The following is a 24,936-nucleotide window of genomic DNA, read 5'->3' on the forward strand; positions in this document are numbered from 1 at the left end:
GCAGGGTGCGCCCTAATAAATGATCAAAAACCCAGGCTGTCGAGCAGATCGTCCACCTGGGCCTGATTGGCAATTACGCCAGCCCCGTTCTGATCCAGCTGCGGGCCATTGAGCAGACTGTCGTTCGGCCTTTTCTCTTTGGCAGGCTGATCCGGGATGTTTTCCATCAGTACCATCAGCAGCTGCTTTTCAATCTCCTGCACCACGTCCATCATGCGCTTGATCACCTGGCCGGTGAGATCCTGGAAATCCTGCGCCATCATGATCTCCAGCAACTGGGCGTTGGTGAATGCGGTGTGCTCCGGCACCCGATCCAGATACTGACGGGTATCCGTCACCAGTGAACGGGCATCTGCCAGCTCGATAGGGTTGGCAAACCACTCGTCCCAGCGCCCTTTTAGCGTATTGGCCTGCGACTCCAACTCCGCCTGACGGGGTTGTGCCGCCTCCACGCAGTTGAGCGCCCGCTCCGCCGCCTGCGCCGTCATGGTGACAACATAATCAAGACGGTCGCGCGCGTCCGGGATCGCTTCGGCAGCCTGAGCGATAGCCTGATCTAGCCCCAGCTCACGCATGCTGTCACGCAGCATGCGGGTCAGTTGACCGATGCGGGAGATGATCTCACCCGCTGTCGCTGCATCGCTGGCAGGCATTGGAATATCTCTCATCGCCCTCTCCTTTTTTACATGCCCAGTTTTTCAAAGATCTTGTTGAGCTTCTCTTCCAGCGTCGCCGCCGTGAAGGGTTTCACCACGTAACCACTGGCACCCGCCTGAGCGGCAGCAATGATGTTCTCTTTCTTGGCCTCTGCCGTCACCATCAGCACCGGCATAGATGCCAGCGCACCGTCGGCGCGGATGGTTTGCAACAGCTCGAGGCCATCCATGTTCGGCATATTCCAGTCCGATACCACGAAATCGAAGCTGCCGGCGCGCAGTTTGTTCAACGCATCCGCCCCGTCTTCCGCCTCTTCGACGTTGTTAAAACCCAGTTCTTTCAGCAAATTTCTGACGATGCGGCGCATGGTAGAAAAATCATCCACCACCAGAAATTTAAGGTTTTTGTCTGCCATTATTGCTCCTAAGGTTAATCATTCTTGCCCCGTGGTTAGGGGCATAACATCAAATACGCAGCGCCTGACCACCCGCGATCTGCGCCAACATGCGTTGGCTCATGCGCTCCAATTCCACCACTTCATTGACTCCGCCGGTGGCAATGGCCTCACGCGGCATGCCAAACACCACACAGCTGGCTTCGTTCTGCGCCAGGGTGTACGCCCCGGCACGGTGCATTTCCAACATGCCTGCCGCACCGTCATTCCCCATGCCGGTGAGGATCACCCCCACCGCATTGCGCCCCGCAAACTGGGCCACCGAACGGAACAGCACATCAACCGAAGGACGATGCCGGTTCACCGGCGGGCCATCATGCAGCCGAACCTGATAGTTGGCACCGCTGCGCGTCAGCTCCAGATGACGATCTCCCGGCGCAATATAGGCATGACCAGGCAACACGCGCTCGCCGTCTTCGGCTTCTTTTACCGTGATCTGGCATAGCTTGTTGAGCCGCTCGGCAAACGAACGGGTAAACCCTGGCGGCATATGCTGGGTGATCAATAACGCCGGGCTGGTAGCCGGTAACGGCTGCAAGACGTGGCGGATTGCCTCGGTACCGCCGGTAGACGCCCCGATAGCGATCAGCTTCTCACTGCTCAACAACGGCGTATGGCTGAGGATCTCCGGAGCCGGTGCCGTTGAACGCTGCGGCAGGCGCGCCTTGGCTGCCGTGCGGATCTTTTCGGCAATCAGCTCGCTATAGGCCAGCATGCCTTCGCGGATCCCCAACTGCGGCTTGGTGACAAAATCCACTGCGCCCAATTCCAACGCCCGCAGGGTGATCTCCGATCCCTTTCCGGTCAGCGACGACACCATCACCACCGGCATCGGCCGCAGGCGCATCAGTTTTTCCAGAAAATCCAGCCCGTCCATACGCGGCATTTCGACGTCCAGCGTCAGCACCTGCGGGTTGAATTTTTTGATCAAATCACGCGCCACCAGCGGATCGGGGGCGGTCGCCACCATCTCCATATCGGGATGGCTATTGACAATCTCGGTCATCAGCTGCCGCATCAGGGCAGAGTCGTCTACGCTTAATACGCTGATTTTATTCATTACCTCTCCTTGGTCAGGCCATACACGGTCTGCCCACGCAAGTAGAAATCCCGGCTGAGCTGGCTAAAGTTTTCGGAATGGCCAGCAAACATCAGGCCCCCCGGTTTAAGCAGCGGCACAAAGCGCCGCAAAATGCGCTCTTGTGTTTCCTTGTCAAAATAGATCATGACGTTACGGCAAAATATCGCATCAAATTGCCCCGGCAACGCCCATTCAGGGGCCAGCAGATTGAGCGGCTGGAAATGCACCTGTGCCGCCAGTTCTGGCCGAACCCGTACCAGACCATGGTGAGGCCCGGTCCCTCGCAGGAAATAACGCTGCATCTGCGCCGGTGTCAGGGTGCGCAGATCTTCCTGGCGATACACCCCCGCTTCGGCCTTTTCCAATACCTGAGTATCAATATCGCTGGCCCACACCTGCGTCCCCGTCGCCCGCTGCCCCAGCGCCTCATTCAAGGTAATGGCGATCGAGTAAGGCTCTTCACCGGTCGAGGCGGCGGTACTCCACACGGAGTAACCGTTGGGTCGCGAACGCGCATGTTCCGCCAGGATCGGGAAATGGTGCGCCTCACGGAAGAACGCCGTCAGGTTGGTGGTCAGGGCGTTGACGAATGCCTGCCACTCGGCGCTGTTGGTGTCACTTTCCAGCAGCACCAGATAACTACCAAAATCGGGTATTCCCAGCAGCCGCAGACGGCGAACCAGACGGTTGTAAACCATCTCGCGTTTGTGCTCGGCCAACACAATACCGGCACGCTGATAGATCAACTGGCTGATCCGTCGGAAATGCACATCCGACAGGGGCAGCCGTTGCACCATCTGAGTCAGTAAAGACGCAGGCTCTTTATTGGTGGGTGAAGAGGAACTACTCATAGCCCTTCACCCAATGGGTTGTTACTTGCCATACAATTCGACACTAGTTGCTTCCTTTGCCACTGATAAAACTCCGTTGTTAAGACTTTCTGATAAGGTGATGTTGTCGTCCGCCAGGCGGAATACCGCTACCGCATCGGCCAGCGTAATAGCCTGCTCTTCCAATGCCGCCGCCGCAGAGGCCGCTTGTTCCACCAGCGCGGCGTTCTGTTGCGTCACCTGATCCATCTGGGTCACGGCCTGAGTGACCTGCTCGATACCGCGGCTTTGCTCATCGGAAGCCGAGGAGATCTCGCCCATGATGTCGGTAACGCGGGTCACCGAACGCACGATATCCTTCATCGTGGCACCGGAGTTTTCGACCAACACCGACCCTTGCTTAACACGGCCGACCGACTCATCGATCAGCACTTTGATTTCTTTGGCTGCCTGGGCGCTACGCTGTGCCAGATTGCGTACCTCTGCCGCCACCACGGCAAAGCCCCGCCCTTGTTCACCCGCCCGCGCCGCTTCAACCGCCGCGTTCAATGCCAGGATATTGGTCTGGAAGGCAATACCGTCGATCACGCTGGTAATGGCGCCAATTTTCTGCGAGCTGCTGGCAATATCGTGCATGGTGGTTACCACATCGTCGGCCATTTCCCCGCCTTTGGCCGCGGTGGCTGAGGCATCGCGCGCCAGCTTTGAGGCCTGGCGGGCGTTGTCGGCATTCTGTTTCACCGTGGCGGTTAACTGCTCCATACTGGCGGCAGATTCTTCCAGCGACGCGGCCTGCTGTTCGGTGCGGGAAGAGAGATCGTTATTACCTTCCGAAATCTCCTGTAGCCCGATCAGGATCGACTCGGCACCTTCGCGCACCGCACCCACTGTGCCAATCAACGAGTTCTGCATGCGGTGCAGGCTGGCAAACAGCTGGCTGATCTCGTTGCGGCCATACACCTGGATCGGCGCGGCCAGGTCGCCGTCGGCGATACGGTCAAAGTGGCTGCGCATAATATTCAGCGGCTGAACCAGCATATTGCGCAACCACCACATGGCGCTGGCGGTCACCAGGATCAGCATCAGCACTGCGCCGCACACCAGCCAACCGGCCAGCGTGAAGGAGCGCTGGTTGGCCGCATTGGCCTGGGCGATATTTTCGTTGACCAGTTGCAGGTACTGGACGAAGTCGGCTTCGAACAGGTCCTGCATTTTCTGCGTGGGTTGATCCATAAAGCCCTGCAGGTTGCCACCTTCCAGGAAGACGACTAACTCACGCAACGCACCGCGTAGCCGCTCATAGCTGGCTTGGGTGGTTTCTGTCAGTTGCTGCTCCTGGTCGCTGTTACGCGAAACGGCCAGGAACTGATTAAAATAGAGATCGGCTTTCTGCAACGAACTGCGGGCGTTGCCCATCAGAGCATCGACCTGCTCTTGCGGCAATTTCAACGCTGCACGGGTGCCGGCCCGGTTCAAGGTGTTGCGCGCCTGTAGCAGGGAAACCCAGCTCAGGCTGAGAGCATCACGCTGCTGGCTACCCAGACTAATCAGATTAAGATTTTGGTTATCGGAGCGGGAAGCGGTATACGACAAGCCGGTGCTAACCAGTTGCATCAGGCAAAAGGTCAGCAGTAATAAAAACAGACTGGTAGAGATACGGACTCGGTTAAACACGATAAACCTCCAGGTAGCCGCGGGTTAACACGGCTTAGGACGGAAAAAAGGGCCACGCCTTCACGGAAGAACGCAGCCCAATGCCGGTTAGAACGTTTCCCAGTTCTCCTGCGGATCGCTGGCGCTCATTTTTTTATGATTGATTACCGGGGTAACGACTTTACTGTTGGCGGATGACTTGAACTCGTTTTGGCCTTCCGCTTTCAGTCGGAATACCGCAACGGACTGGGTCAGGCGGCTGGCCTGCTCTTCCAGAGCTGCCGCCGCAGAAGCCGATTCTTCAACCAAAGAGGCGTTTTGTTGGGTGACACGATCCATTTCTGCTACCGCCTGGCCAACCTGATCGATACCACGGCTTTGTTCGTCGGAGGCCGAAGCGATTTCACCCATGATGTCGGTAACGCGGGTGACGGCATTGACGATATCGCCCATGGTTTCACCGGCGCTTTCCACCAGCACCGAGCCCATATCAACACGGCTAACCGAGTCTTCAATCAGGCCTTTGATCTCTTTGGCTGCCTGCGCGCTGCGGCTTGCCAGGTTACGTACCTCACCGGCAACCACGGCAAAGCCACGGCCCTGTTCACCGGCACGGGCAGCTTCTACTGCCGCATTCAGCGCCAGGATATTGGTCTGGAAGGCGATGCCATCGATCACGCTGGTGATATCGGCAATTTTCTGCGAGCTGCCAGCGATGTCGTGCATGGTTTGCACTACGTTGGCGACCACTTTGCCGCCTTTCTGCGCGGTTTCTGAGGCGCTCAACGCCAGTTGGCTGGCCTGACGGGCATTTTCGGCGTTCTGTTTCACCGTCGCGGTCAACTGCTCCATGCTGGCGGCGGTTTCTTCCAACGAGGCGGCCTGCTGTTCGGTACGGGAAGAGAGATCGTTGTTACCTGCGGCAATCTCGGAAGCACCGCTGTAGATGGCATCGGCCCCCTGACGCACGCCGCTGACGGTGTCGATCAGTTCGCCTTGCATATGCCGGAGGCTGGCTGCCAACACGCCCATTTCGTTGCGGCTATTGACGTCGATCTGGTGAGTCAGATCGCCTGCGGCGATCAGTTTGATGTGCTCAATCATACGGTTGAGTGGGCGCACCAGAATATGGTGGATGCCGAACCAGACCATAGCGATCACCGCAACCACCAGTACCAGCACCACGCCCAGAGTCCAAACGGCGAATTCGAAAGAGCTGTCGCCATCTTCGACCGCGATCTGGTATAGCTTGTCGTTCTGAGTCAGGTAGCGGTTATAGAGCTGTTCAAATTCAGTCTGATAACGCTGAGTGGGCTGTTCAAAGAAGGCATCCAGCTTGCCGTCACCCAACAGCGGGATCAGTTCCGACAGTGCAGTGTGCAAAGTGGTATAACGCTGCTTGAGTTCGTCTGCCGCTGCGGCATCCTGGCGAGCATCCAGAGGGATTTTCTCATAGGCAGCGTAGTGCTGTTCCGCCATGCTCAAGGTGTTTTTCGCCGAGACCAGCAGTTCATCAACGGTGGCACCGGTGCCCGCTTTATTGAGGTCCATCATGTAGCGGATACCGGCACGATTGAGGGTATTGCGGGTTTGCAGCAGGTTTACCCAGCTTTCATTCAGCTCTGACTGCTGCTGTCGGATAGTTTGCAGTACGGTAAAATTTTCTTTGTTATCTTTCAGCGAAGTGAAAAACAGCCCACCGGAAACCAGCTGCAAGGCACCGAATAACACTAGCACCAGCAATAAGCTGGTGACCACCTTCATACGATTAAACATTTTTACCCTTCTTGGAAGCCCGCACAGACAAGCGCTGTGTACGTTAACTGTCTGGGTTATCGGCGTGGCAGAAGAGAACTTTAAGAAAAATCTGTAACTATTTTTTTGTATTGTGCGGGGGGTAAGATTTTAGCTCGGCGAAGGGATGGCCCCCTCACCCTAACCCTCTCCCACAGGGAGAGGGAACAGAACGTGCGACTGATTAGTACCGTATGCGTCCTTCACGTCATCCCGATCACAGCTTTCCCAAAGGGCAAAGGAAACGAAAGTACCACTGATTAACTACAGCCAATATCGCACGTTTTACAGATTAGCTTCTGCACCTGAACACAGCGCCGTACCAGCTCCCTCTCCCTGTGGAAGAAGGAACAGAACGTGCGACTGATTAACTACAGCCAATATCGCACGTTTTACAGATTAGCTTCTGCACCTGAACACAGCGCCGTACCAGCTCCCTCTCCCTGTGGGAGAGGGTTGGGGTGAGGGGAACTGACGCCAATACGCCTCACCAGTTACACCATCACACACAGCAACTTAGTCAATCAGCGGTGCATTTAAGGCAATCAGGCGCTTTTTGCTACGTTGTCTACCAGCGACATCTCTTCGCTGCTCAGCAGCTTTTCGATATCCACCAGGATCAGCATACGTTCACCGAGCGATCCCAGACCGGTGAGATATTCCGTTGCCAGCGTGACCGCAAACTCGGGGGCCGGGCGGATCTGATCCGCCGTTAACGACAGCACATCAGACACGCCATCCACCACGATCCCCACCACCCGCTGGCCAAAGTTCAGCACGATCACCACGGTGTTTTCATCATAAGAGACGTCCTGCTGGGCAAACTTCACGCGCAGATCGATAATCGGCACGATCACCCCACGCAGATTGGTCACGCCCTTGATAAACGCCGGGGTATTGGCGATACGCGTTACCTGATCGTAACCGCGGATCTCCTGAACCTTGAGGATATCAATGCCATACTCTTCGTTACCCAAGGTAAAAATCAGGAACTCCTGACCTACCGTTTCGCCCGCCAGTTTGCTGACGGCTGCCAGTCCTGCCATTTCGATCACCTTTAAATCAGTCGGTTAATAATTATGCGGCAGCGTCCGTCAGACGCTTTTCCCGGTTCAGCGTTTGCAGCGCCGATACATCTACAATCAGCGCCACGCTGCCATCCCCCAGAATGGTTGCGGCGGAAATCCCCGGCACCTTGCGATAATTGCTTTCCAGATTTTTCACCACCACCTGGTGCTGACCGATCAACTGATCGACCAGCAGCGCATAGCGACGGCCTGCACTTTGCAAAATCACCACGATACCCTGGGTGGCTTCGGTTTTGGCTCCGTCAACCTCAAACACCCTATACAGCTCAACCAACGGTAGATATTCGCCGCGAACCTGAAGCACACGCTCCCCACCGGCCAGCGGATGCAAATCCTCGGCCTGCGGTTGCAATGACTCCATCACGGCATTCAATGGCAGAATGAACACTTCCTCATTCACCTTGACCGACATGCCGTCAAGAATGGCCAGCGTCAGCGGCAGTAAAATGCGGATTGAGGTGCCTTTCCCGGCCTGGAAATGGATTTCGACATGGCCCCCCATCTCCTGAATATTTCGCTTCACCACGTCCATGCCCACTCCGCGCCCGGAGACGTCGGTCACCTGCTCAGCGGTGGAGAAACCCGGGGCAAAGATCAACATGCCGACCTCTTCATCGCTCATGTTGTCACTCACCGCCAGCCCCTGTGAGGCAGCCTTGGCGAGAATTTTCTGGCGGTTGAGACCAGCACCGTCATCGGTGACTTCAATGCAGATATTGCCGCCCTGATGTTCGGCGGACAGGATCAGATTACCGACTTCGGCCTTACCGGCGGCCAGGCGCGCAGCAGGTTCTTCAATACCGTGATCCAGGCTGTTGCGCACCAGGTGTGTCAACGGATCGATAATGCGTTCAATCAGGCTCTTGTCCAGTTCGGTAGAGCTGCCCCGTAGCGTCAACTCCACCTGCTTGTCCAGCTTACTGGCCAGATCGCGCACCAGACGTGGGAAACGGCTGAAAACGTACTCCATCGGCATCATGCGGATCGACATCACCGACTCTTGCAGGTCGCGAGCGTTACGCTCCAACTGGCTCATGCTGTTAAGCAGATCGCCGTGGTTGACCGGATCCAGGGAGCCTGAACGCTGGGCCAACATCGACTGAGTGATCACCAACTCACCCACCAGGTTGATCAGTTGATCGACCTTTTCTACCGCCACGCGGATGCTAGTGGACTCGCTAGCCTTGGCTTTGGGCTTCGGCGCTTCTGCCGCCGGAGCAGGCGCGGTGGGTGTAGCAACGGCCACGGGTTCCGGCGTGCTAACTTTCGCCACGGCCTTCGGCGGTGTGGAAAAGGCAATCTGCTCCGGTTCCAACACAAAGCACAGCACCGCGCTGATATCCTCCTCACTGGCAGAAGTCAGTAAAGTCACCTCCAGGCTGCTCTCGGTCTGCTGCGGGTTTTCCACCTCGCCCAAATTGCCCAACTCTTCCAGCATCAGAGGAATTTCATTTGGCTTCAGGCCGCTCAGGCTGATCCGCATCCCGCCTTCGATCGCGGCCGGAGCAGCGGCATGAACCACCGGTGAGGTTACCGTTACCGCCGCCGCAGGAGCATCCTGCTGTTGCGCTTCCAAAGCCAACTGCCGCAATGCCTGACAAATATACTCAAAGCTCTCGCTATCAGGCTGTTGCGACGTTTTATAGGCGTCCAGTTGCTCCTGCATAATGTCTTTGGTTTCCAGAAACAGGTTGATAATTTCAGTGCTCAGGCTCATTTCCTGACGCCGGGCACCGTCCAGCAAATTCTCCAGCAGGTGGGTAGTTTCCTGCAGTACGCTAAAGCCGAAGGTGGCCGCTCCCCCCTTGATCGAGTGGGCAGCGCGGAAAATCGCGTTCAGTGTTTCAATATCCGGGGCCAGCGGGTCCAGCTCCAACAGATGTTGCTCCATATCGGCCAGCAGCTCGTCTGCCTCATCAAAAAAGGTCTGATAAAAAGCGCTAATATCCATGCTCACGGGGTCACCTCTGCTGTGAGTCGCTGTTAGTCGGTGAAGTGGCGGAAGGTGCCGCCGGAATAGCCGCTGTCGGCCCGGTGTCTGCGGCTTTCACCGCTGCCGGAGGTTGCTCTGACGTCCCCTGCGTTGCCGGCAGTTCGGCGGTTGGAGCAGGTGACGACGGCGGTAACTCTGGTGTCGCTATAGCCGGTGCCGTCGCCTGCGGAGCCAGCTGCTTCAGGCCTTCCGGCTGGTCGATTTCCGTGGCGCTGCTCTCCGCATTCTCGTGTTCTATCCCCTGCTGGGTTGCTTTGTTCAGCACCAGAATGGTGATCCGCCGGTTAACGGCATCATCACCGCCGTGCTGTTTCAGGTTCATGGTCGAGGCCATCCCAACCACCCGCAATACTTTGCCTTCGGCCAAACCACCGGCGATCAGTTCACGCCGCGAGGCATTGGCACGATCGGCGGACAGTTCCCAGTTGCTGTAATAACGCTCACCGGTAGCATAAGGCAGATCGTCGGTATGGCCCGACAGGCTGATTTTGTTAGACAATCCATTGAGGATCGGCGCTATCCCGCGCAGGATATCGCGCATATAGCTTTCCACCTGTGCGCTACCGGTCTTGAACATAGGCCGGTTCTGGCTATCGATAATTTGAATGCGTAATCCTTCGTCCATCATGTTGATCAGCAAATGTGGCCGCAGCGCTTTCAGGCGCGGGTCCGACTCAATCAGCTCATCGAGTTTCTCGCGCAGCTTGTTCAGGCGCAGCTCTTCCGCACGCTTTTCCGGTGAATCCATCTGCTTTTTGACCAACCCTTGCTGCTGGGTTGGGTCGTCCCCACCGCCTGGGATTGGGCTGCTTTCCGAGCTGCTCTTGTCGCCGCTGGTCAGCGCCACCTTCAATGGGGTACGGAAATATTCGGCTATCTGCGTCAACTCCTGCGGGCTGGCAATCGCCAGCAACCACATCACCAGAAAAAATGCCATCATCGCCGTCATAAAATCGGCATAGGCAATCTTCCAGGAGCCGCCGTGATGACCGGCATGATGGGCTTTGCGTTTTCTGACCAGAATAACCGGGTGATTCTGTTTCATGCGTCCTGCTCTTCCGTCGCCTGCTGTGCCGGAGCTTTCACCTTACGCACATGCTCTTCCAACTCAACGAAGGAAGGGCGCTCCGTGGTGTACAACGTTTTACGGCCAAACTCGACCGCGATCTGTGGAGCATAACCATTCAAACTCGACAGTAAGGTGACCTTGATGCACTGCATCATCTTGGTGGTTTCGGCACTCTTCTGGCGCAGCAACGTGGCCAGCGGCGAGATGAACCCATAGGCCAACAGAATGCCGAGGAAGGTGCCCACCATCGCATTAGCGATCAGTGCCCCCAATTCCGCCGCAGGCCGGTCAGCCGAAGCAAGCGCGTGCACTACCCCCATCACGGCGGCCACGATGCCGAAAGCCGGCAACGAATCGCCGACCATCGCCAGGCTCCCAGCGGGTACCTCGCTCTCCTGTTCGAAGGTTTCGATCTCTTCATCCATCAACGCTTCGATCTCAAAGGCGTTCATATTGCCGCTCACCATGAGCCGCAAGTAGTCGGTAATAAATTCCACCAAATGGTTATCGGCAAGAATGCGCGGATAATTAGAGAAAATTTCGCTTTCCTGCGGATTATCGATATCAAACTCAAGCGACAACATGCCCTGCTGGCGGGATTTGGCCATTAGCCGATACAGCAGCGCCATCAGATCCATATACAGTTCTTTGTTGTATTTTGAGCGGCGCATCAGCTTGGGAAGAGCGCGCAGCGTGGATTTGATCGCTTTACCGTTGTTGCCGACGATAAAGGCCCCCACACCGGCCCCCCCGATGATCAAAAATTCGGCAGGCTGATAGAGCGCACCGAGGTGCCCCCCGACAATCATATAGCCGCCAAACACGGTTCCCAGAACCACGAGATAACCCAAAATAACTAGCACACGTATTCCTTAAATTCACAATGTGGATGGAAGGTGAGTCAACGCGGATGAAATTCGGCTACAGCACGGGCCGCACCAAAGGGCTCGGAGTACCGAGCCCTTGAGTTTCACCAGTCTGTGTTGTTGCTTAGCCTGCAAACAGGCTCAGACCACGCGTTTAACCTGCTCGTCCAGCAGTTGTGGAATAATATCGGCCAGTTGCGGAGAAAGTTTACGTCTTTTTACTGCGCGGGATGGGGGTTGGCATAAACTGCAGACAAAACTGTTAAGCGGCTGGTGCGCGTGGGTGATAAACGTCCCACCACAGCAACTGCAAGCGGAAAGCTGTAACATACCGCTGTCGACAAAACGCACCAGCGTCCAGGCCCGAGTCAGCGCCAGCAACGGGGGTTCGCCTGGCTGCTGCGGACACTGTTCCAAATACAGTCGATAGGCTTTGACCACGGCTTCAACCCCGTGGCACTGACCGCATTTGAGCAGGAACTGATAAGCATTGAAAAACATCGACGAGTGGATGTTTTGCTCCCAGGTCATGAACCAGTCGGTCGAGAATGGCAGCATGCCTTTGGGCGGCGGACTGCCGCGTAATTCTTTGTACAGTTTGATCAATCGCCCACGGCTAAGCTGCGTTTCGCTCTCCAACATCTGCAAGCGCGCGCCCAGCGTGATCAGTTCCATGGCGAGTTGAATGTCCTTGGCTTCCTGAACAATACTTTTCTCACTCATCATCAGGCTCTTTTCTTCGTCACACTACCGCCTTTACCCGATAGTTCTTTGAGTAAATGGCTCGATAGCAAAATGCCGGTGTGGATCTGTTGCAGATCGTCCACGCGGGATTCTTTCGTCAGACGCTCGATAGTATTGTGGTCGTCGAAACGGAAGTGGCAAACCAGTTGATTAGTTTCTGCCAGTTTTACCATTTGTGGCAACGTGAGCTGCGACAGCGCATCCGCCATCGAGTTATCAATACCCAGACGAAACATTGCCGACGCTTTTTCATCGTTAATCAGACGCTGTGCCAGAAGCAAATATGACAAGTTAATGTCATAAATATGTTTAAGTAGTTCAGACGTACCCATATTCCCATCCCGACAGACTATGTTTAAAAACATACGCTGGGTGATAAATTATCGCCCATGACTTGGGTTCATTCCCAAAGTTGGCAAACAAATCCCTGTACGCCAGCCGCGATAACTGCGCGACTATACACATTTCGGGTTGTTACTCAGTATTTGATATACATGTAATTACATGTATGGATATACAGCATCCTGCTTCAAAAGTGTGTTTTTCGTAAGACTATTTTTACAAAAATAATAAGATTAATCTTAATAACAGCGCAACTCTACCCCTGATCACTTAGCCCACACAACGTAAGTGACACGCAATTTTAAAAACAATGTGACACACATCACAAAAATAAAAAATATCCAGCTTAAAAAGGCCAAAATGTGACCATTTATTAACCTCTGAGCTGTGCAATAAACACACTAAAGTAAGAAAAGGTCTTAAAAACCAGCTTTTATAGCCTAAAAACACCCATTTTTAGATCAATTCGAACAAAAGCTTAACTAAAGCCAAATCGCAGAGAAAAAATCTGCCACCCCGCCACCATGGCAGATTAAAATTCTGTTTATCATTTAAAACCAGTTCCTTATGAATAAAATTACCCACTATCCTCCCCTCGACTGAAAAGTCAGATTTAACTTGGGTGGCTGTTTCAATTTTCGACAGAGCAGATCCTGTGGTTAAAAGGCGCAGTATTATGGGCTTAACAAGTTAATAGAAGTAACAATGTGTTTCGTAGTGAGGGGGGCGGGAAGAACGTCGTTAGGGGCGAGTCAAAAAATTAATGTCAACTCGCCTTGGTCAGTAAGGAAAGCAGCAAATTAATTTTTACTTAGCACTTTAATTATTATTTAGGGCATCCGAACTATTATATGGAAAATTCCTAATCCCAGTGACGTCGTTCAAAAAGTGCATTAGGTCATCCATGCTTTATTTTTTGGCTATTTTTTCAGCGTTGGAGAGATTATGCTTGAGCCGGACATCTCTTCAGCAAAATTTTTGAATGTTTACCATGCAAATACATCGAGTATCCACTTTACGGCGTTGCCGCCAAAACCACTCCCGTTATCATTTGCTTTGCCATAGCCAAAGAAGCGCAGAGCTATGCTGGCAAACTTTCCCCCAGAGCCAATAAGGTAAGATTCCCCCTAATTGATAGTTTATCTGTCGAGATATATTGCCCAGACGCTCGGCACATATTATCATTCGGTAGTGCCTCCCCCCTGGCAAGGGTATTTTGGCTACGCGAGTTCCATTTACTCACTTTTCTTTTATTTTGCCTGGCGACATCTCTTCATCTTATCGCGATTTCTGCGAACATGTGAGATTCTCTTTCCGCTTTAATACTATTAATAGGCTATGCTTCAACTATGACAAGTACCATCGATTACCTGATGACGTTTCGCAAATGTTCCAGCCTGGACAGCCTGGAAAAAGTCTACGACAAGCTGAATTACTCACTGACGGATGACAATGAAATGAGCAACATGTACCGTGCTGCGGATCATCGCCGTGCGGAACTGGTCTCTGGCAAACTGTTCGACTTGGGTAAAGTGCCAAAGTCACTCTGGGCGCAGGTGCTTTAATCCCCCAGATCGTTATGCGCGCATCTTTTTATCTTTTATGGCGGAATCTCTTCCTTGCCCTGAGATTTAGCGTTGCGCGTGATACAAACCACATTTATTGCGCAGGCATTGATCTACCCTTTTAGCACACACGCTCAGGCAACGGGAGTAGAACATGGGATATCGCAACGTGCTGGTTACGGTGGCGGTCGCAGCGGACAGCCAGAGGCTGGTAGAGAAAGCCGTCTCCATCGTGCGCCCCTGTGATGGAAAAATCACGCTAGTCAGTATCATTGCCAATACAGAGATTTTCCCCGCCCCCATGCTGGGCGACCTGCGTGCGTTGATGGAGGAAGAGACGCTGCTGTTTATGGAAGAGCTGTGCCTACGGGCAAACTATCCCAATATCGCAACGCGGATCATTCACGGCGAGTTGGGTGACTGCCTGACCTACGCCAACCAGAAGCAACCCTTTGATCTGGTCATCTGCGGCAACCATAGCGATAGCATGATGAATAAGGTAGCCTGCTCTGCCGCACGCTTTATCAATAGCAGCAGCATTGACGTGCTGATCGTTCCGCTATAACACACACTCATGACTTCCAGTTTCCTATTCAAGGCGTAACTCTTTTTTCTTGATGCAAATTAAGAAGCTTGTTAGAAATACCTGATCGCCAACGAAGTATCGCTTATGCTACAGCCTAGCCTGAATACTATCGCCAACGCCCCTATATGACATCGGAATTTTCGCAAGACCATCAATATACCCAACATTAAATATCACTGCCAGTTATGGTTTATCATTATATTTTTGGCGTTATTTTTCTTCACGATATAAGAAAGCTCAACGAACACTCAGTCACCGCAAATATTACGCAATATTTTTCAACAAGGGCTCCCACCATACTTATTACGTTTTCGCGTACATGCGCACACAACGCTATTTTCCACTACGGCAGATTAACTAGACTAACCTGTACCTGAACCCCATTAGTTCAACACCGTCGCCAAGGAGTCATCGATGTCTCAGCAAACGCATCATCGTCGTTTTGTTTTAGCTTCACGCCCGCACGGGGAACCGCAGGCAGACAATTTCCGTCTGGAAACCAGCCCCATCCCACAGCCCGCTGCCGGGCAACTGTTGCTGCGCACGGTTTACCTTTCATTAGACCCCTATATGCGTGGCCGTATGAGCGATGCACCCTCTTATGCTCCCCCGGTACAGATAGGTGAAGTGATGGTCGGCGGCACCGTATCCCGCGTGCAGGCTTCACAACATCCAGACTTTAACGTTGGAGATTGGGTGCTAGGCTACGACGGGTGGCAAAGCCATGCGTTGTCAGACGGCAGCGGCCTGCGCAATCTGGGCACCAAGCTGGATCACCCTTCCAGGCTCCTTGGCGTGTTAGGTATGCCAGGTTTTACCGCCTATATGGGGTTGCTGGATATCGGTCAGCCACAGGCAGGCGAAACCTTGGTGGTCGCGGCAGCCAGCGGAGCCGTAGGTTCCGTGGTAGGTCAAATTGCCAAGTTGAAAGGATGCCGCGTAGTGGGCGTGGCAGGCGGCGCAGAGAAATGCCGCTATGTGGTGGAAGAACTGGGATTTGATGCCTGTATCGATCACCACTCGGCCGACTTTGCAGCTCAGTTGGCGGCAGCCTGCCCCCAGGGCATTGATATTTACTATGAAAACGTCGGCGGCGCGGTATTCGATGCGGTTATTCCTTTACTCAATACCAAGGCACGTATCCCCGTCTGTGGCATGATCGCCCACTACAGCGCGACCGAGTTACCGCCAGGCCCAGATCGCTTGCCGTTGTTACAAAGCCTGATCCTGCGCAAACGCATCAAGATGCAGGGTTTTATCATCTTCGATGATTACGCAGAAAACTTCGGCGAGTTTCTACAACAGATGGGGGAATGGGTCAGCCAGGGCAAGATCAAATTCCGCGAGGACGTTGTCGACGGGTTAGAAAATGCCCCTCAGGCCTTTTTCGGGCTGCTGAAAGGGAAAAACTTCGGCAAGCTGATTATCCGCGTCGCCGAGGAGTGATCCTCTAATCAGGGCGCTGTGCGCCCTGAACCCTTTACGCAGCCTTCAGAACTTGGTTACCGACTGGCAAATCTCCAGATCAAAGTAGCCATCAGCCACACAATCATTGAGATAATGTTCATAGCAAACACCCTCAGACGGCCGATAGCCACTGGCGGGTAATAGCTGCTGGTAAAAATTACGCCAGGGGGTAGCGAAATCCCCATCGGTGATCCGCACCCGGTAAACGGCGTACTCCCCTGCCGGCAGGGTTTGTATCACCATTTTTTCACTGCCGGCAGGTAGCACAAAATCATCGGCAACGGTAAACACCACGTCGGCACGCAGGTTTTCCGCTGCGACCTGGTTCGGATCGTCCCAATAGAGTACCAGCCATTTCCCCACGGGAATGCCTTGCCGTTGTTGCCAGGCCATCAGTTGCTGAAAACCCAGTGGGACTGATTGCGCATAAGGCCCTACAACCCGCACGCCAACGGCCTTTTCTGCCGGTTTTTGCTCAATGCTTACCGCCATTGTCATCACTCCTCTCGCTTATGTCCGGAACGGTAGAGTCAAGCGCCAATTTCGGTTCGTACATCCAGCAATTCAGGGAAAAATGTCAGTTCTAACGCCTTCTTCAAGAAGCTGACGCCGCTGGAGCCGCCGGTACCCGATTTAAAACCAATGATCCGCTCGACCGTTTTCATATGGCGAAAACGCCATAGATGGAAGCTTTCCTCGATATCCACCAGCTTCTCGGCCATTTCGTAGGCCGCCCAGTAGGTTTGCGGATTATCGTAAATCAGTTTGAACACCGGTAACAGCTCTGGATTACGCTGGTAAGGCTGGGTCCAGTCTCGTTCGATACATGCCTGAGGCACCGCAAGACCATGGCGGGAAAGATAGCGGAGGAATTCGTCATACAGGCTCGGGGCTTCGAGGATCGCTTTCAGCGCGGCATGTTTTGGCGCATCGTCGCTGAAGACGGCCAGCATGGCGGCATTTTTGTTACCCAACAAAAACTCGATCGAACGATATTGATGAGATTGGAAACCCGAAGAGTTACCCAGCACGCCACGGAACTCCACATATTCCGACGGAGTCAGCGTTTCCAGCACCGCCCATTGCTCAAACAGCAGACGCTGGATCTGCTTTACCCTGGCCAGGATCTTGAAACAGTGGCTGAGCTTATCCTGCTGCACCAGAGTCCTGGCCGCCTGCAGCTCATGCAGCATCAGTTTCATCCACAGTTCCGAGGTCTGATGTTGCACCACAAACAGCATCTCATCATGATGCTGCGGGCTGGAAAGTGGCTGCTGACAATCCAGCAGTCGATCCAGGCACAGGTAATCACCATAGCTCATGCGCTTGGAAAAATCGGTGACAATGGCGCTTTCTAGTTCCCGCTGATTCATGTTCTCTCTCCGTGTCGCTCACGCCTTTGGCAAACGTGACGCGCGTTGCTGGTTCGCAAGTGAAGAGAAAACAATAGTCTATCCCAGCAACATTAACGTAACAATTAACGAGAGCTGCCTCGCAGATCCGGTGCTGACATCGGATTTAACGGGCGCAGCAGCGCCCCTACACCGGACACTTAAAGCACATCAAGCAGCCATTTTTGTGCCGGAGTCAACCGTCTGGCCGTTTCTTCCTTCAGCCAGCGGCGCTGATCCTGCTGGGCGGTATCTGCACGGTCAATATAGAGTGCGTGCAACACCCGCCGCCGAGTACCGATCCTGTTCTGAGTACCTCCATGCCAGGTGTGCGCGTTGTAGATCATCACGCTACCGGCAGGGGCGGCAAAAACAATTTCATCAGGATGTGCCAAGTCGGGATCGGCCAACACATCTTCCGGCAGTTCCGGCCGCAGGTGCGTTCCGGCGATAATCCGCGGCGCGCCATTTTCCGCACTTAGGTCGTCAATCGCCCATATCGCATTGACCAAATGGACTGTTGGAAAGTCGGGACGCGGCTTTTTCCAGTCGGCATGCAGAGGCTGATGGCCGCCACCGTGCAAGGCTTCGCGGGCATTGAGGCTAGAGACTTTGAACTCACCGTTGAAAATATAGCGGCAGGCAGACAGGATCAGCGGGTGCGACCACACCTTTTCCCATACCACACCTTTATTCACCATGTTGGCTATGCGAGTTGCTGTCGCTTCCTGATGGTGCTCAATGGCCAGGTTATCCCCTTCTTTCTCCACCAGCTCGTCAATAAGATTGCGCATTGCCACCAGCCAGTCAGGATCGGCCACGTTGTGCACCACGGTATATCCCAACGTATCAAGCTCCTGCTTCATCTGTGCCGTTAACTCGATGCTGGCTCCTAAAGCCTCCAGGTATATCTCAGATTGACGTTGCATCATGATTTCTCCATTTACTTTTTGATAACATAACGGCAAATTTACTGGAAGCCTGGGCCAAAAACAGGGGGCTTTTACTACGAAATACTGGACACAGATGTACGCCAGCCAAAAATGTGACCAGGGTCATAAATGCGTAAAAGACCCATGAATGCAGGGAGATATCACTTTAATTGCGCTGCCCGCTTGGGTTTACCATCATTCTCAAATGCATCGTTAACCGCCGAAGCGCACTGGAGATCGCGATGTCTGAAACGCTTGTTACCCTGCTTAAACAGCTGATTGCCCACCAGGATGCGATCCAGGTAAGGTTCCCTGAACCCACGTTTCCCGCCCCGCCACTGGCCTTCTGCGTGCCTTTTCCACGGCTTGAGATAGTGCTCGAAGGGGAAGTTGAAGATCAGTGCCTGCCTTTGGCAAATAACACGCTCTCCAGCTATCAGGTGCTTTATGTCCCTGCGGGCAAATGGAGTTTTCCGCAATGGACCCAGCCAGCCACCACGCTGAGCATCTTGTTCAGTAAGCAAAAGCTGGGTTTCAGCCTGCAAAGATGGGACGGGAAAACGCTGTGTGAAACGCAAAAACAGCACGTGGCGCGGCGTGGGCCCAGAGTCGGCTCATACCTGCTGCTGGCGATGAATGAGGTTTTGCTGCAACCGGATGCATTGACCTCGCAGCTGATCTTTACCGGGTTGGTCAGCCACTGCCTGGAACAGCTCGCAGGCCAGGGGCAAACCGTCAGTAAAAGCCAGGAACTGCTGCTGGCCATACAGGATTACCTTGATGACCACGCCGGGTTGCCGTTAACGCGGGAAGGCGTTGCCAAACGATTTCATATTACCCCTAACTATCTGTCCCACCTGTTTCAAAAGTCAGGCCCAGTCGGTTTCAATGAGTACATCACCGGGGTGCGCCTCGAGCGGGCGAAAAATCTATTGCGTGGCTATGATCTGAAGATCAAAGAGATCGCTCATAACTGTGGGTTCGACGACAGTAACTATTTTTGCCGGATATTCAAAAAGCATACCGATCGTTCCCCCTCTGAATATCGCAGGCATTGCCGCAGCCTGTAGTCGCACACACGTGTGCGCCTCAGCTTGATGACAAAGTAGCAATCTTGCCGAATTTGTAAGGTGGCCGCACATGTTCGGTCGAGGGTGCGCTGCAAGATGCTGCGCACCCTCGAAACGGGCCGATTGAGGTTTATCACCGGGCATAACGCCCGGTGCAAAAGTAGATTAGAACCACTTGCCAAAGCGGCGGATGTAGAAACGCTTCATCAATTGCGCCACCACACAGTAGCTGACCAGAGTGGCCACCAGCCAAGGGAAATACTCCCACGGCAGCGGTTGCAACCCGACCCATGCCCCGAGCGGCGAGAACGGAATATAGATACCGAGTGCCATAATAATCCCGGTGGTCAACAACACTGGCAGCGCCGCCGTGCTCTGAATGAACGGGATTTTCTGGGTACGTAGCATATGCACTACCAGCGTCTGAGACAGCAAGCCTTCGATAAACCAGCCGGACTGGAACAGCGCCTGATGCTCTACGCTATTGGCGGCAAACACGAACCACATCAACGCATAGGTCGTGATGTCGAAAATCGAAGACGTCGGCCCAATCCACAGCATAAAGCGACCAATATTCTTGGCATCCCACTTGCGCGGTTTACGCAGGAATTCTTTGTCCATCTTGTCCCACGGCAGGGAAAGCTGGGAGATATCGTACATCAGGTTCTGTAACAGCAGGTGGATCGCCAGCATCGGCAGGAACGGAATAAACGCACTGGCCACCAGCACCGAGAACACGTTGCCGAAGTTGGAGCTGGCGGTCATGTTCAGATACTTGATGATATTGCCGAAGGTTTCACGCCCTTTGATCACCCCTTCTTCCAGCACCATCAGGTTCTTTTCCAACAGGATGATATCTGCGGACTCCTTGGCAATATCGGTACCGGTATCGACTGAAATGCCCACGTCGGCATCACGTAACGCCGGGGCGTCGTTAATGCCATCCCCCAGGAAGCCCACGGTGTGGCCATTAGCCTGCAACATTTTCAGCACGCGTGATTTTTGCAACGGCGTCAGCTTGGTAAATACCGTACGTTGCTCAACTTCACGCATCAGATGGGCATCGTCCATCTGTTCAATCTCCAGGCCGGAGAGCGGCTCTCCTGGCTCCAGGCCGACATCGCGGCAGATTTTACAGGTGATCACCGGGTTGTCGCCGGTCAACACTTTCACCGCCACGCCATTTTCCTGTAGGGCAGCAATCGCTTCACGAGCGCTCTCTTTTGGCGGATCGAGGAAGGTCAGCAGGCCTTCGATCACCAGATCGCGTTCATCCACAATGCTCAGTGGCAAAGTACAACCTTCCAGACCCAGATCTCGCGTTGCCAGCACCAGCACGCGGAAACCATCTTCATTGTACTGGCAGGCCAACGCCTGCAAATCGGCACGGCGAGCCTCGTCAAGCGCCAACACCTGCTGCCCAACGCGGACGTGGGTGGCGATCTCCAACATCTCTTCAACTGCACCTTTGCAAATCAGCAGTTGGCGCTGTTGTTCATCCTGTACCACGATCGACAAGCGACGACGTATAAAATCAAACGGCAGTTCATCAACCTTGCTGTAGCGCCCCAATGCCTCAACGCCTGGCTGGCCCTGGCCAAAACGGATCACCGCCTGATCCATCAGGTTCTTCATGCCACTCTGATGGAAGCTGTTCAACCAGGCTAAATGCAGCACGTGGTTATCTTTGCTGCCATTCACGTCCAGATGGTGTTCCAGAATGATGCGATCCTGCGTCAGAGTGCCGGTTTTATCGGTACAGAGCACGTCCATCGCGCCAAAGTTCTGGATCGCATTCAACCGTTTGACCACCACCTTGCGGCGCGCCATGGCAATTGCGCCTTTCGCCAGGTTCGAGCTGACGATCATCGGTAGCATTTCCGGCGTCAGCCCCACGGCGACCGCCAAGGCAAACAGTGCCGCCTCCGTCCAGTCTCCCTTGGTAAAACCGTTAATCAGCAAGACGATCGGCACCATCACCAACATAAAGCGGATCAGCAGCCAGCTAACGCTGTTTACCCCACGGTCAAAGGCAGTTTGCGAACGGGTACCAACGATCGACTTCGCCAAAGAGCCAAAGTAGGTGCGGCCACCGGTCGCGACTACCACCGCCGTCGCCGTTCCGCTGGCCACGTTGGTGCCCATCAGGCAGATATTGGCTAACTCCAGCAGTTCGCTTTCGCTGGAGGCATCAATCTCGCTGGACTTTTGGCTCACGCCGGCCAAAGCATCGTATTTTTCGATCGGAATAGCTTCGCCGGTCAAGATGGCCTGGCTGATAAACAGGTCGCGTGAGCTAAGCAAGCGGAGGTCTGCGGGTATCATGTCCCCGGCGGAGAGCTGAATAATATCGCCCGGAACCAACTCACGAATGGGAATTTCCACCGCTAACGCCTGGGTGCTGAAATTACTGCGGCGCAACACCGTTGCCGTGGTACGCACCATCGATTTGAGTGATTCGGCCGCTTTATTGGTGCGGTATTCCTGCCAGAAGCGCAGCAACCCGCTCAACGTAACCATAATCAGGATAATGATGACGCCGGTAAGATCGGTTTCCTCACCGTTTTGCATGGGCAACCAGTAATCGGTAAAGAAACTGATCCCTGCCAGCACCATCAACACAAAGATAAACGGGTTGTTAAACGCGCTGACTAACTGTACCAGCGCATGCGGTGCCTTCTCATGGGCAACCTGATTACTACCGAAATACTGCAAACGCTCCTGGGCATCTTCCTGAGTTAATCCGATGCGGTTACAGTTTAAATTAGCCAACGTTTGATCGAGGCTGTTCTTTGCCTCGAGAGCAATGGCATACGGCTCGCGCTGTTTATCACGGCGACGGCTATTTTCTTTAATATGGGTCATGACGCTATTCTCTTTTTTTACTTTGCACACAGGGTTACCCCGCCCGTAATAACGGGTGAACATGCACAAAGTGGAATTTATTTGGTTTACTTCATTAACGTAATGCTTATTCCATTAATATACCTTTGAATTTCAAGTTGTAGCTAGGCGACAAGCTTACTCATCCCCAGGAGCTTACTTTTGGGTAAGTGACTGGGGTGAGTAACTGCAGGAAACAACACTACAGCTTGAAAGACGACGGGTATACGCAGAATAATAAAATCTCTGGGGGGTGCTTGCATAACACATCCTTATCACCTTATCGGTGAAGGTTATTTATGGTTAAACGGGTAATTCTGACGCAACACGCCAATGCACGGCACTCACGCTGCGTTCTAAACTAATACGGCAGACAATGCCCTCAATCTCTTTTTGCGCGGCCGGGTTAGCCACAATTTCCGCACAGACTTCCAACTGGCCAGGAATGGCAATATCGGCGCTACGCAGCGATTGCAGGCGTAATGCCACGCCGTTCAACGCCTGTAGGATCAGGGTACGAACCAGGATTTCATCCTGCTCACCGCAGGTCACCTGGACACGATAACGCAGCTCCAGATCCACCGCCTGCTGCTGGGGTTGCAGGTTAATGCGCTGCGCCGCTTCACGCAGCAGGATATTGGCACACAGGATCACCAGGGTGGCGCAGACGGCCTCCCAATGCTGCCCCAGGCCACATAGCACACCGATGGCCGCAGAGCACCACAAGGTGGCCGCCGTATTCAGGCCGCGGATATTCAGCCCTTCTCGCATAATCACACCGGCACCGAGAAAACCGATACCAGAAACGATCTGCGCCGCAATACGCCCCGCGCTGGAAGGCTCGGTGTCAAAAGAGCTCAGGATAAAAACGGCGGCGCCGGTCGCGACCAAAGAATTGGTACGCAAGCCCGCCATACGCTGACGCCATTGACGCTCGGCACCAATAACGGCACCCAGGCCCATTGCCAGGAATAAATTCAGAATAAAAGGAGTCATAGCCATGATCTTCCCCTTAATTAATCATTGAGGTTGAATCATGTGCCGTTAAGCACACGCGAAATCGCGCCGATAATTAATCAGCGGGTCTGCGTTTGGGTGCCCGGAGGGAAAAGGCCGTGGTGATGGTTAAATACCATAATCATATCCGAATCAATACGCCCAATGCGCAAGCGCCTCGGGAAAACTTTCATGTTCGGGTTTGCACAGCTCGGAATAACGAGAGAGGGGTGCTGCCCGCCGTGTTCGGCAAGCAACAAATCACAGGAGATTGGTCAACTTGCCTTTATTATTTCGCTACTACTGCAACTGTCCAATTGGTTATCTCCTCGGTAATTTTGGCTGGAGTATAGTGACATGAGGTTGTGAAGTAAAGGTTATATTAGTAAACGAAAGCTAAACAGAATATTCCCCTTATAGAGATATTGTTATAGGTACAATAATAATCGGGCGCAGCAGCCTCTACGTAGTGAGCAACGTTGTTTAATTTGTAGGGTGCCCCAAGACGCAGCACAAGGGATCCGGTTGAGCGATTTAGTTTAGCTGTTGCTGTAACCAGTTCAGTAACGCTACCACCTCAGGCGTTAAACCGGCGGCTTGTGGCCACACCAGATAGACATCGCTATCATTCAAATGCAGCGCGGCCGCCAGCGGCACCAAGCGCCCTGCTGCAATCGCATCCTTCGCCAGCACGGCCTTCACCAGCGCAATACCAAACCCCTGCTCGGCTGCACGCAACAGTAAACCCGCGTCGTTGAACAGCGCCAACTGCTGCCCACCGCCAATTCTCCCTACGGCGCTAAACCAGCTATGCCAGGGAGTGGCGTCATGCTCAAGCAGCGGGACCTGTGGATCTCCAGCATCAAATGCCTCCTGCCATTGCCTGGCCAGTGCGGGAGTCGCTACCGGCAGCACTACTCCTGAGGCGATACGCTGAGCCTGAACGCCTGGCCATTGACCATCACCAATACGGATCGCGGCATCAAATCCTTTACGGTCTAGATCCTGTATCGCCAGCGAGGCGTCAATATCCAACCGGATCCCAGGGCAAGCACGATGAAACTCCGCCAATCTGGGCAACAACCAGTAATGCGCAAAGGAAGGCAGCACGCTGATGCGCAACATCTGGCTTACCGCTACCCGTCTGGCTCGGTCAACGCCCTGTTGCAAAGCGAGCAAGGCAGGTTCAGTTGCCGCCAGCAGTTCGCGCCCCGCAGCATTTAGCCGAACCCCACGCCCGGAGCGTTCAAAGAGTGGATAGCCAATAGCCTGTTCGAGCAGTTGGATTTGTTGGCTAACGGCACCATGAGTCAGGCTGACGCGTTGTGCCGTGGCACGCAAATTCTCCAGCCGGGCAGCAATCACAAAGGTTGGCAAAATATGCAGGGGAAGACGCTCATTCATTGCTGGTTAGCCTTGCTATCCAAAAGGGTCATTTTTTATCGATATTAGCACTAATCAGGTTCGCCTATAGT

The 24,936-nt window shown here is 53.9% G+C and carries 22 protein-coding genes; 4 read left to right on the plus strand and 18 right to left on the minus strand.

The window, feature by feature from the left end; all coding sequences use genetic code 11:
- Nucleotides 1-23 precede the first annotated feature (23 nt).
- The 12 genes from cheZ to flhD form a co-directional block, all read right to left on the minus strand.
- Nucleotides 24-668, minus strand: coding sequence for a protein phosphatase CheZ (gene cheZ / locus N6G83_RS48760; protein WP_024485789.1), 645 nt, complete (start codon nucleotides 666-668; stop codon nucleotides 24-26).
- A 14-nt stretch (nucleotides 669-682) separates the two neighbouring features.
- The gene (gene cheY, locus N6G83_RS48765) at nucleotides 683-1,072 is read right to left on the minus strand and encodes a chemotaxis response regulator CheY (protein ID WP_021180929.1); all 390 of its coding nucleotides are present in this window, start codon (nucleotides 1,070-1,072) and stop codon (nucleotides 683-685) included.
- A 49-nt stretch (nucleotides 1,073-1,121) separates the two neighbouring features.
- Nucleotides 1,122-2,171 carry a chemotaxis response regulator protein-glutamate methylesterase gene (locus tag N6G83_RS48770; RefSeq protein ID WP_021180928.1) on the minus strand — a complete coding sequence of 350 codons (1,050 nt, stop codon included), beginning with the start codon at nucleotides 2,169-2,171 and terminating at the stop codon, nucleotides 1,122-1,124.
- Complete coding sequence (cheR, locus tag N6G83_RS48775) at nucleotides 2,171-3,043, minus strand: protein-glutamate O-methyltransferase CheR (RefSeq protein WP_199063350.1); 873 nt, start codon at nucleotides 3,041-3,043, stop codon at nucleotides 2,171-2,173. The genes N6G83_RS48770 and cheR overlap by 1 nt, the downstream gene beginning before the upstream one ends.
- Before the next feature lie 21 nt (nucleotides 3,044-3,064).
- On the minus strand, nucleotides 3,065-4,696 hold the full coding sequence (locus N6G83_RS48780; RefSeq protein ID WP_074031590.1) for a methyl-accepting chemotaxis protein: 1,632 nt from the start codon (nucleotides 4,694-4,696) through the stop codon (nucleotides 3,065-3,067).
- Nucleotides 4,697-4,783: 87 nt separating this feature from the next.
- Entirely contained in the window at nucleotides 4,784-6,451 is a 1,668-nt protein-coding gene (tsr, locus tag N6G83_RS48785; RefSeq protein WP_024528912.1) for a methyl-accepting chemotaxis protein, read from the minus strand.
- Nucleotides 6,452-7,014: 563 nt separating this feature from the next.
- Nucleotides 7,015-7,515 (minus strand): chemotaxis protein CheW, encoded by a 501-nt coding sequence (cheW, locus tag N6G83_RS48790; RefSeq protein WP_024528913.1) that lies wholly within the window; start codon nucleotides 7,513-7,515, stop codon nucleotides 7,015-7,017.
- 31 nt (nucleotides 7,516-7,546) lie between these two features.
- Nucleotides 7,547-9,514 (minus strand): chemotaxis protein CheA, encoded by a 1,968-nt coding sequence (gene cheA, locus N6G83_RS48795; RefSeq protein WP_024528914.1) that lies wholly within the window; start codon nucleotides 9,512-9,514, stop codon nucleotides 7,547-7,549.
- A 4-nt stretch (nucleotides 9,515-9,518) separates the two neighbouring features.
- Nucleotides 9,519-10,595: a flagellar motor protein MotB gene (motB, locus tag N6G83_RS48800; RefSeq protein ID WP_024528915.1), complete on the minus strand. Its 1,077-nt coding sequence runs from the start codon at nucleotides 10,593-10,595 to the stop codon at nucleotides 9,519-9,521.
- Nucleotides 10,592-11,482: a flagellar motor stator protein MotA gene (motA, locus tag N6G83_RS48805; protein ID WP_024528916.1), complete on the minus strand. Its 891-nt coding sequence runs from the start codon at nucleotides 11,480-11,482 to the stop codon at nucleotides 10,592-10,594. The genes motB and motA overlap by 4 nt, the downstream gene beginning before the upstream one ends.
- A 144-nt stretch (nucleotides 11,483-11,626) precedes the next feature.
- Nucleotides 11,627-12,211 (minus strand): flagellar transcriptional regulator FlhC, encoded by a 585-nt coding sequence (flhC, locus tag N6G83_RS48810; RefSeq protein WP_152529929.1) that lies wholly within the window; start codon nucleotides 12,209-12,211, stop codon nucleotides 11,627-11,629.
- Entirely contained in the window at nucleotides 12,211-12,561 is a 351-nt protein-coding gene (flhD, locus tag N6G83_RS48815) for a flagellar transcriptional regulator FlhD (RefSeq protein WP_024528918.1), read from the minus strand. The genes flhC and flhD overlap by 1 nt, the downstream gene beginning before the upstream one ends.
- A 1,359-nt stretch (nucleotides 12,562-13,920) precedes the next feature.
- Here flhD and ydgT point away from each other — a divergent pair.
- The 3 genes from ydgT to N6G83_RS48830 all read left to right on the plus strand — a co-directional run bounded on the left by ydgT (nucleotide 13,921) and on the right by N6G83_RS48830 (nucleotide 16,168).
- Nucleotides 13,921-14,136: a transcription modulator YdgT gene (gene ydgT / locus N6G83_RS48820; protein ID WP_021180917.1), complete on the plus strand. Its 216-nt coding sequence runs from the start codon at nucleotides 13,921-13,923 to the stop codon at nucleotides 14,134-14,136.
- 154 nt (nucleotides 14,137-14,290) lie between these two features.
- Entirely contained in the window at nucleotides 14,291-14,701 is a 411-nt protein-coding gene (gene uspC / locus N6G83_RS48825; protein ID WP_024528919.1) for a universal stress protein UspC, read from the plus strand.
- Between the two features lie 435 nt (nucleotides 14,702-15,136).
- A complete protein-coding gene (locus tag N6G83_RS48830) occupies nucleotides 15,137-16,168 on the plus strand; it encodes an NADP-dependent oxidoreductase (protein ID WP_211134733.1) in 1,032 nt (343 codons plus the stop codon).
- A gap of 45 nt (nucleotides 16,169-16,213) precedes the next feature.
- Here N6G83_RS48830 and sbmC read toward each other — a convergent pair whose 3' ends face one another.
- The 3 genes from sbmC to N6G83_RS48845 form a co-directional block, all read right to left on the minus strand.
- Nucleotides 16,214-16,681, minus strand: a complete 468-nt coding sequence (sbmC, locus tag N6G83_RS48835; RefSeq protein ID WP_074031588.1) for a DNA gyrase inhibitor SbmC — start codon at nucleotides 16,679-16,681, stop codon at nucleotides 16,214-16,216.
- Nucleotides 16,682-16,719: 38 nt separating this feature from the next.
- Nucleotides 16,720-17,562, minus strand: a complete 843-nt coding sequence (gene kynA, locus N6G83_RS48840; protein ID WP_211134734.1) for a tryptophan 2,3-dioxygenase — start codon at nucleotides 17,560-17,562, stop codon at nucleotides 16,720-16,722.
- A 179-nt stretch (nucleotides 17,563-17,741) separates the two neighbouring features.
- Nucleotides 17,742-18,509, minus strand: a complete 768-nt coding sequence (locus N6G83_RS48845; protein WP_211134761.1) for a phytanoyl-CoA dioxygenase family protein — start codon at nucleotides 18,507-18,509, stop codon at nucleotides 17,742-17,744.
- A 245-nt stretch (nucleotides 18,510-18,754) separates the two neighbouring features.
- Here N6G83_RS48845 and N6G83_RS48850 point away from each other — a divergent pair, with 245 nt between their 5' ends.
- On the plus strand, nucleotides 18,755-19,582 hold the full coding sequence (locus N6G83_RS48850) for a helix-turn-helix domain-containing protein (protein ID WP_211134735.1): 828 nt from the start codon (nucleotides 18,755-18,757) through the stop codon (nucleotides 19,580-19,582).
- A 165-nt stretch (nucleotides 19,583-19,747) separates the two neighbouring features.
- Here the strand turns inward: N6G83_RS48850 and mgtA are convergent, their stop codons facing one another.
- The 3 genes from mgtA to N6G83_RS48865 all read right to left on the minus strand — a co-directional run bounded on the left by mgtA (nucleotide 19,748) and on the right by N6G83_RS48865 (nucleotide 24,865).
- Complete coding sequence (gene mgtA / locus N6G83_RS48855) at nucleotides 19,748-22,447, minus strand: magnesium-translocating P-type ATPase (protein ID WP_199061878.1); 2,700 nt, start codon at nucleotides 22,445-22,447, stop codon at nucleotides 19,748-19,750.
- Between the two features lie 321 nt (nucleotides 22,448-22,768).
- Nucleotides 22,769-23,467, minus strand: a complete 699-nt coding sequence (locus N6G83_RS48860; RefSeq protein ID WP_021180910.1) for an MgtC family protein — start codon at nucleotides 23,465-23,467, stop codon at nucleotides 22,769-22,771.
- Nucleotides 23,468-23,995: 528 nt separating this feature from the next.
- A complete protein-coding gene (locus N6G83_RS48865) occupies nucleotides 23,996-24,865 on the minus strand; it encodes a LysR substrate-binding domain-containing protein (protein ID WP_024528926.1) in 870 nt (289 codons plus the stop codon).
- Nucleotides 24,866-24,936 lie beyond the last annotated feature (71 nt).

This window comes from Serratia sp. PL7, assembly GCF_945957435.1.